We start from the raw sequence: 7,500 nt of genomic DNA, 5'->3' as shown, positions 1-7,500 counted from the left end.
CTGAGTATAGTCGTAAGGGGTTGGGTAGTGGTGTTGATGAGTTTGTGTTGGCTGGACGCGACCTAGGTGGTTTTGTATCTGCTATGACGTATAGTGCAACCACCTTTAGTTCTTTCATGATGGTTGGGTTGGTTGGCCTTACATACTCTGGGGGTGTTGCCGCTCTCGGTTTCGAGATGACTTACATCGTGTTCACTATACTGTTGTTGATAGTTTTTGCTCCCAGGTTTTGGAGTGCGAGCCGTGTTTATGGGGTTATCACGCCGCCTGAGTTGTTGTCGGAGAGGTATGGATATACTGCTGGTGTTGTTTCAGCCGTTATCTGTCTGGTTATGTTGATTCCGTATATGGCGATACAGATGATGGGTGTAGGTTTCCTGTTAGAGGGGATGACTGGAGGCGCAATCCCCTATATGCACGGCGTCTACATCGTGGCGGTATTAAGTATCGCAGTGACAGTTTGGGCTGGAATGCGCTCCGTAGCACTCACCGACGCCGTACAAGCGATTGTAATGATCGTCTCAGCACTCATATTACTGGTGTACATATTTTATGTTTTCTTTGGATCTCCAGGTCAATTTGTAAACACAATAACAGTGGAGAACCCCGAGTTGTTAGGGATAACCTGGGACTTCAACATGTTTATAGGGTTAACATTACCGTGGGCGTTCTTCGCCTTGACAAACCCACAAGTCTCACAAAGAATGTTCGTCTCAAGAGATGTAGGTAGCCTCAAAAAAATGGTTATCTATTTCGCATTGTTCGGATTCATATACACAATAATATCCACCTTATTAGGTCTTTCAGCAGCCAACCTAATACCAGGATTAACCGACCCCGACAACGCAATGCCAGTACTACTAACCATGGTCCCAGAAACACTAGGAATAATTGTCTTCCTAGGTATCTTCGCAGCCTCAGTATCAACACTCGGCTCCGTCCTACTCACACTAAGCTCAATCGGAGGAAGAGACCTCATAACCCAAAAACAAGACATCCCCAGCCAAAAAGAAATCCTACTAAACAAAGGAATAATACTAACACTAGTCCTCGCATGCATAATATTCGCAAGCATGCGACTCGACCTCATAGCAGTCCTAGCAAGCGCCGCATCAGCAGGACTACTGGTGATGGCACCAACCATAATCGGAGCATTCTTCTGGAAAAAACCAACCACCAATGCCGCAACAACAAGCATGACAATACCCGCAATAATAGTAATAACCCTATACATACTCAACCTAGAACCACTAGGTTGGTGGCCAGCAATATGGGGATTAATAACAGCAACCATCATATACATAACAATCACACTAACCACAAAGAGCAACGGAGATGGAGAACAATTCATAAACGAAATACAAAAAGAAATGGAGAAAAATGGATTCTAACCAAAACCAAAACCAAAACCAAAGAACCCGAAATCTATTTTGGAGGTTTTTTAATTGAAATGTTCGGAATGTGAAGGAAGGATGAAAGTAATCAGGAAACAACTACCTAACTCAATACCATCGATAGCGACACCATTCATCGGATTCAAAGAAAAAAGGGTATCGAAAGAAATCATGGAAAAATACAACCGCATCACCCTATACATCTGCATAGAATGCGGAGAAATAAAAGGAAAACTCAAAAAATAAAAACCTCAATGATAGATCAACTGGTATATACCGCATGAACATACAAAATTAACAAAACCGATAAACTCGATACAAAACCAACAGCAACCAACTGGAAGATAGTTGATCCAGCAATCTGAACCAAAATACCAGGGATATTGGCCCAAGGAATCCATTCAGATATTTGATTACCTAAATAATAGGTAGCGGTAGCTATAGCTCCACCCAACAACCCTAAACCAAAAACAACTCCAGCTAAAACAGCTTTCTGATCAAGATTCATTGAAAATTAATTTAATTCAGACACATTTAACTCTTAGGTAAAAAACATCACTAAACCAAATAAAAATATATCAAACCTAGATTAATCTGATTTAATTAGTAGGTTGGTGTTGGGTATTGTTGATTTAATTTGGGATAGGTTGTTTTGGGTTGTTGGTGTTTGGTTGTTTTTTTGGTAAGTGTTATGGTGTTTTGGTGTTAACTTTGTTTTTGGTGGTTTTGTTGTCTATGTATGGTTGTAGGGAGCGTTTTTTTAGGGCGCTTGATTTGGTTGGTGTTGATCGTGTTCCTTGTGTTATGCCTTTGCAGACTGGTACGGTGGATTTGATGAGGTTGTGTGGTTGTTTTTGGCCTGGTGCTTTGAGGGAGGGTTGGAGTATGAGTGTTTTGGGTATGGCTGGGTTTCGTTTTGGTGGTGTTGAGAGTGTTAGGTTTCCTTTTGATATGAATGTTGTTTGTGAGTTTTTGGGTTGTAGGTTGCGTTATCCATGTGGTTTTGGGCAGCCTGTTATTGTTGAGAATGCTATTTCGGGTTTGGAGGGGGTTGGTGGTTTGGAGGTTGGTGTTGGGGGTCGTATGTCGGTTGTTGGTGAGGCTGTAGGTTTTGCTAAGGATATTGTTGGTGGTCGTGTTCCTGTTCTTGCTGCGTTGTCTGGTCCTTTTTATGTTGCTGGTCAGGTGCGTGGTATGGAGGAGTTTTTGTTGGAGGTGTATAAGGGGTGTGATGGTGTTTTTGAGTTGTTGGATGTTTGTCTTGATGTTTGTCAGCGGTATGCAAGTTATTTGGTTGAGTGTGGAGCTGATTGTGTTGTTGTGCTTGGTGTTTCAACTGATTTGATCAGTCCAACTATGTATCGGGAGTATGCACTGCCGTATCAAAAAGAGTTGGTTTCCGGTTTGGATAGGAGTATCCTACATATTTGTGGAGATACTACTCCGATTTTCAGCGATATGGTTGAGGTTGGAGCGGATGGTGTCAGTGTCGATTCGGTCGTCTCTCTAAGAGGTTTGAAGGATGTTGTCGGTGATGAATGTGCGGTTCTTGGAAATGTCCCACCGGTAGATGCGTTGTTGTTTGGAGATCAAAAGAAGGTGGTTAGAGAAAGCAGGCGTTCAATCAATGAAGGATGTGACATACTATGTTCAGGCTGTGGGTTACCACCAGAAACACCAATCGAGAACCTAATAGCTATGACAGAAACAGCAAAAACATACAAAAAACAAAAAAACTAAATCATTTGATTTTTTGAGTCTGTTTAGTTTGAGGGGCTTTGTGTGGAGATTTGTTTTTGTTGTGTTTATGAAAACAGTTATATATATATATATGGGTTGTTAATTGTTGGTTGATTTCTGTTTTAGATGTATTTTTCCGTTGGTTTTTTCCGCAAACCTAAAATTGGTTTTATTTTTTTATATATTTATTGTTGTTTTTGTGTTGTTGGGTATTTTTTTGAAGTTGTTTGGTAGTTATTTTGAGTTTTATTCGTGGTTATTGAAGGGTAAAACCGAAAACTATTTAAGTGCGGCCATCAACAACATGGTTGCAAGCAAACTGAGAAAACAAAGCCAAACATCCAAGATCAAATAAATTGTCACCAAAACTCGTTACGGCCACCTAACAGAAAAAAGGCAGAAAAAGGCCGATTAACAATTCGATTCACATTCTAACGGTAATCAGTTAAAAAATAAATTGTTTAATGGTTGTAATAATATGTCAACAGAAATTGGAAAAACACAAAACGAAATAGAAAAAAAAGTTAAAAGCGAAAGAGACCACATAGGGGAGTACGAAGAAAGCGACAAATGCCCCGAATGTGGCGGAATAAAACTAATAAGAGATTACGAACGAGCCGAACTAGTATGTGAGAAATGTGGACTCGTAATCGATGGAGACTTCATAGACACAGGCCCAGACTGGAGAGCATTCGACAGCGAAGAAAGAAACAAAAAAATGAGAGTAGGCGCCCCAATGGACATAATGACACACGACAAAGGCCTCTCCACAAACATAGGAACCGGAACCCGAGACAGCAACGGAAACTCAATCAGCTCCAACAAAAAAACCAAATTCTACCGACTAAGAAAATGGCACAGACAATCAAAATTCAGCGACTCAAAAGAAAGAGACCTAGCACTCGCCCTAGGCGAACTAAACAGAATGGCCTCACAACTAAACATACCAAAAAGCGTAAGCGAAGACGCATCAATGATATACAGAAAAATAGCAGAAAAAGGCCTCGTAAAAGGCCGATCAATAGAAGCAATGGTAGGATCCGTACTATACATCAGCTGCAGACAAAACAAAATCCCAAGAACACTAGACGAAATATCAGACAGCGCAAGAGTATCAAGAAAAGAAATAGGCCGAGCATACCGATACATCGCATCAGAACTCGGAATAATGCTACAACCAGCAAAACCAGAAGAATACGTCCCAAGATTCTGCAGCCAACTCGGACTAACAAACAAAGTACAATTCAAAGCAGAAGAAATCCTAAAACAAGCATCAGAAAAAGAACTAACAAGCGGACGAGACCCAACAAGCATAGCCGCAGCAGGAATATACATCGCAAGCGTAAAATGCGGCGAAAAAAGATCACAAAAAAAAGTAGCAAACGCAGCAAGCACAACAGAAGTAACAGTCCGAAACAGATACCAAGAACTCTGCGAAGAACTAAACATAGAAATGAACGTCAACTAAACAAAAAAACACAAAAAAAACAAAAACATCAACCCCCAAAAACTCCTCTCCACTCCCCTCCCTCATTTTCCTCTCTCATTTTCCTTTATATTTTTTTTATTTTTTTACACAATTACCTATACCACACCTACAAACACACAAAACCACCAATACCCCTAAATTACTACACTTTAGCTGAATATACGCAAGATAGATAGAAATCTAATAAACAAGGTTAAAGTTTATTAAAAAGACAAAAAAAGTTAAAAAAACTCTATGTTGTTGGTTTTTTTGTTATAGCGCTTCAAGATATAATTAAAAAAAATTTAAATGAAGAGTTGGGGGTATTTGGTTTCTATTGTTTCTAGTGGTTTTCTGTGTTTTTGGTTTTTTTGTTTGGGTTTTTTATCTAAAATCGTGGGTATGACCCCATCCTTAACGAGTGAGTCTGTTAGGATGAACGGGTAGGGTGGGGTAGTTCATTCCATCATTATTAGGAACATTTTGAATTTTTTGGTTCCTTTTAGGCTGTGTGGTTCGTTTTTTGGCATTATTATGGTTTCTCCTTGTTTTAGTTTGTGTTTTTTGTTTGAGATTGTTATTTCTGCTTCTCCGTCTAGGATTATTGCGAGTGCGTCGTAGGGTGCGGTGTGTTCGCTTATGTTTTGGTTTTTGTCGATTGCGAATAGGGTTAGGCTGCCACTATCTCTGTCTAGTAATGTTCGGCTTACGATGGTGCCTTTTTGGTAGTCTACAAGGTCTTTTAGTTTTATTACTTTTTTTGAAAGGGATTCAATATCTTTTTTCTTCATAGATTTCACTTCTATTTAATAGAATACTTACTATTACGTATATAATCAACTTTTTTTAGGGTTGTTTGTTTTTGGTTTGAGGTTTTTGGGTGGTTTTGAGGGGAAAATTGTATCTTTGTGTATTTATATATATTTTTTTACTATGGATTTACTTGTGTTGTTTGCGTTAGTTGGTTTTGCTTTGGCGTTGTTTTTGATTGTCGCTGCTTATTCGATTGTGATTATTAAGGAGTATGAGCGGGCGCTTAAATTTAAGTTCGGTGAGTTCATTGAGGTTTTGGAGCCTGGTTTGCATGTTATAATTCCTTATGTTCATAAGGTTGAGAAGGTTGATTATCGAACCAGGTCTTTTGATGTAAGTCCGCAGAAGGTTTTGACCAAGGATAATGTTTCAACGTCGGTTAACGCGATAGTCTTTTTACGTGTTAGACGTGGTAAGGAGCAGATAAAGCAATCGGTGTTGGAGGTTGACAACTATGAACGGGTTACCGTTGATTATGCGAGAACTATGCTTAGAGACATGATCAGCAGTCGAAATCTTGACACCATCCTTCAAGAACGGGAGGAGATGGCTAAAGTTATGAAGGAACGGCTTGACACTAAAACAGATGAATACGGTGTAGAGATCATGGATGTTGAAATAAAAGATGTATCTATACCGGATGAGATGGAGCGGGCGATGGCTGCAAGTGCTGAAGCCGAAAGAGACCGAAAAGCAAGGATAATCGACGCAAACGGAGAACTACAAGCAGCTGTAAGAACAAGAATCGCGTCAGAACTACTAGGAACAAAAGGATACAGACTCAGAACACTACAAACACTCGACTCAGTAGCAGTAGAAAACGCAACAATCGTCACAATACCAACATCCCTAATCTCAGAAGACATGATGGCCTCCGACGAGGAAGAAGGACTATCAAAAGACCTAGTCAACGAAATAGACCTAAAAAGCCTACTAAAAACAGTAAACGTAGAAGACCTAGCAAAAGACATACAATAACACAAACAAACCAACATACATCGGAGAACCCTAAAACAGGGTTCCCACCAACCTCTCTTTATATACAAAAATCAACAAAAATAAACAATATTAAAAAAAGAAGCAAACCTACCTAAATCTTTTCTTTATTTTTTAGTTTTTGGTCTTTATTTTTTAGTTTGGGTTGTTTGGTTTTGATGTGGTTTTGGTTTTTTAGATCCATCTTATGGTGGGGGGTATGATTTCTATTTGGGCTATGATTTCGTCTTTTATTGTTTTTGTTTCTTCTATTTTTACGTTGTTTTTGTCTTTGAGTTGTAGGCTGAGTTTGTTGAATTCGTCGATGTCGCTGAATCTTAGTAGTATTGTTTCGTGTGAGTGGAAGTCTGTGCTTTGTTTTAGTCTTTTTTCGGCTTTGTTGATTTGTTTTATTGCTGTGCTTGAGGCTTCTATTTCGTAGATTTGTTGTTTTTGTGCTGTGACCATGTCTTTTAGCCATTTGTTTTTTTCGAATGGTAGTTTTGTTTTGATGTGGTTTTGGTTTTTTTCTGCTTGTATTGTTGCTAGCATCTGGCCGTTTTTTGTTTTTATTGGGGTTTTGACTTCTCGGTTTAGGAACATTTTTAGTGATATTATGCCTGTGAATATGTCTTCTATTTCTTTTGCTTCTTCTGGGTTTTCTATTATCATTTTGGCGGTTTCGTTCATTTCTATTATGGCTTCTGTGTCTGTTTTGAATTTTATTTCAGGTGGCTCCATGGTTATCACTTATTGTTTATTTTGGGGGTTTTGTCTTTGGTTAGTAGTGTTACTCGGCTTTCTGGTACGTGGTCTGTTAGGGTGTAGTCTGTTTTGTCTGCTATCTGTTCTGAGAATTTTTTTACCTGTTGGTTTGTTGGCATTCTCTGTCGGTTTAGTCTTTTTCTGGATTGTCCTACATGCATATATGCTTTGATTTCTATGTAGTCGGGCTGTGCTTCTCTAAGTATTTGGGCGTACTGACTATGGTTTTGGTCGTTGTATCCGTTTACGAGTGTTATTCTTATTGCTGTTCGGCCGTTATGTTTTGGTAGTGTTTTGAGGGTTTTCTGTAGGTTTTGCCATCCATTTTTTTTGTTGGTCTGCATA

General features: G+C 39.2%; 8 protein-coding genes and 1 pseudogene (1 of these 9 only partly in view). 5 read left to right on the top strand and 4 right to left on the bottom strand.

Features of this window, described 5'->3' with window-relative positions:
• Both AMET1_RS07675 and AMET1_RS07670 read left to right on the top strand, forming a co-directional pair.
• A protein-coding gene (locus tag AMET1_RS07675; RefSeq protein ID WP_143406905.1) for a sodium:solute symporter family protein crosses the window boundary here: on the top strand, positions 1-1,391 show its 3' portion. It extends 67 nt beyond the left edge of the window; only the last 1,391 of its 1,458 coding nucleotides appear in the window; its start codon lies beyond the left edge, outside the window; it ends in the stop codon at positions 1,389-1,391.
• Positions 1,392-1,445: 54 nt separating this feature from the next.
• Entirely contained in the window at positions 1,446-1,640 is a 195-nt protein-coding gene (locus AMET1_RS07670; protein WP_086637907.1) for a hypothetical protein, read from the top strand.
• A 16-nt stretch (positions 1,641-1,656) separates the two neighbouring features.
• Here the strand turns inward: AMET1_RS07670 and AMET1_RS07665 are convergent, their stop codons facing one another.
• Positions 1,657-1,902 (bottom strand): hypothetical protein, encoded by a 246-nt coding sequence (locus tag AMET1_RS07665; protein WP_086637906.1) that lies wholly within the window; start codon positions 1,900-1,902, stop codon positions 1,657-1,659.
• A 227-nt stretch (positions 1,903-2,129) separates the two neighbouring features.
• Between AMET1_RS07665 and AMET1_RS07660 the strand changes: the two genes are divergently transcribed.
• Together AMET1_RS07660 and AMET1_RS07650 are read left to right on the top strand one after the other, a co-directional pair.
• Positions 2,130-3,134, top strand: a complete 1,005-nt coding sequence (locus AMET1_RS07660; protein WP_086637905.1) for an MtaA/CmuA family methyltransferase — start codon at positions 2,130-2,132, stop codon at positions 3,132-3,134.
• 478 nt (positions 3,135-3,612) lie between these two features.
• The gene (locus AMET1_RS07650) at positions 3,613-4,602 is read left to right on the top strand and encodes a transcription initiation factor IIB (protein ID WP_086637398.1); all 990 of its coding nucleotides are present in this window, start codon (positions 3,613-3,615) and stop codon (positions 4,600-4,602) included.
• Positions 4,603-5,060: 458 nt separating this feature from the next.
• Here AMET1_RS07650 and AMET1_RS07645 read toward each other — a convergent pair whose 3' ends face one another.
• Positions 5,061-5,393 carry a cupin domain-containing protein gene (locus AMET1_RS07645; protein WP_086637903.1) on the bottom strand — a complete coding sequence of 111 codons (333 nt, stop codon included), beginning with the start codon at positions 5,391-5,393 and terminating at the stop codon, positions 5,061-5,063.
• A 142-nt stretch (positions 5,394-5,535) separates the two neighbouring features.
• Here AMET1_RS07645 and AMET1_RS07640 point away from each other — a divergent pair, with 142 nt between their 5' ends.
• The gene (locus tag AMET1_RS07640) at positions 5,536-6,393 is read left to right on the top strand and encodes an SPFH domain-containing protein (RefSeq protein WP_143406903.1); all 858 of its coding nucleotides are present in this window, start codon (positions 5,536-5,538) and stop codon (positions 6,391-6,393) included.
• A 192-nt stretch (positions 6,394-6,585) separates the two neighbouring features.
• Here AMET1_RS07640 and AMET1_RS07635 read toward each other — a convergent pair whose 3' ends face one another.
• On the bottom strand, positions 6,586-7,131 hold the full coding sequence (locus AMET1_RS07635) for a hypothetical protein (RefSeq protein ID WP_086637401.1): 546 nt from the start codon (positions 7,129-7,131) through the stop codon (positions 6,586-6,588).
• Positions 7,132-7,136: 5 nt separating this feature from the next.
• Positions 7,137-7,500 (bottom strand): annotated as a pseudogene (locus AMET1_RS07630) (4-demethylwyosine synthase TYW1); the annotation flags it as partial.

Source organism: Methanonatronarchaeum thermophilum (assembly GCF_002153915.1).
Lineage (GTDB): Archaea > Halobacteriota > Methanonatronarchaeia > Methanonatronarchaeales > Methanonatronarchaeaceae > Methanonatronarchaeum > Methanonatronarchaeum thermophilum.
The sequence above is the reverse complement of the archived record's forward strand: the minus strand, read 5'-3'. Positions and strand labels throughout refer to the sequence as shown.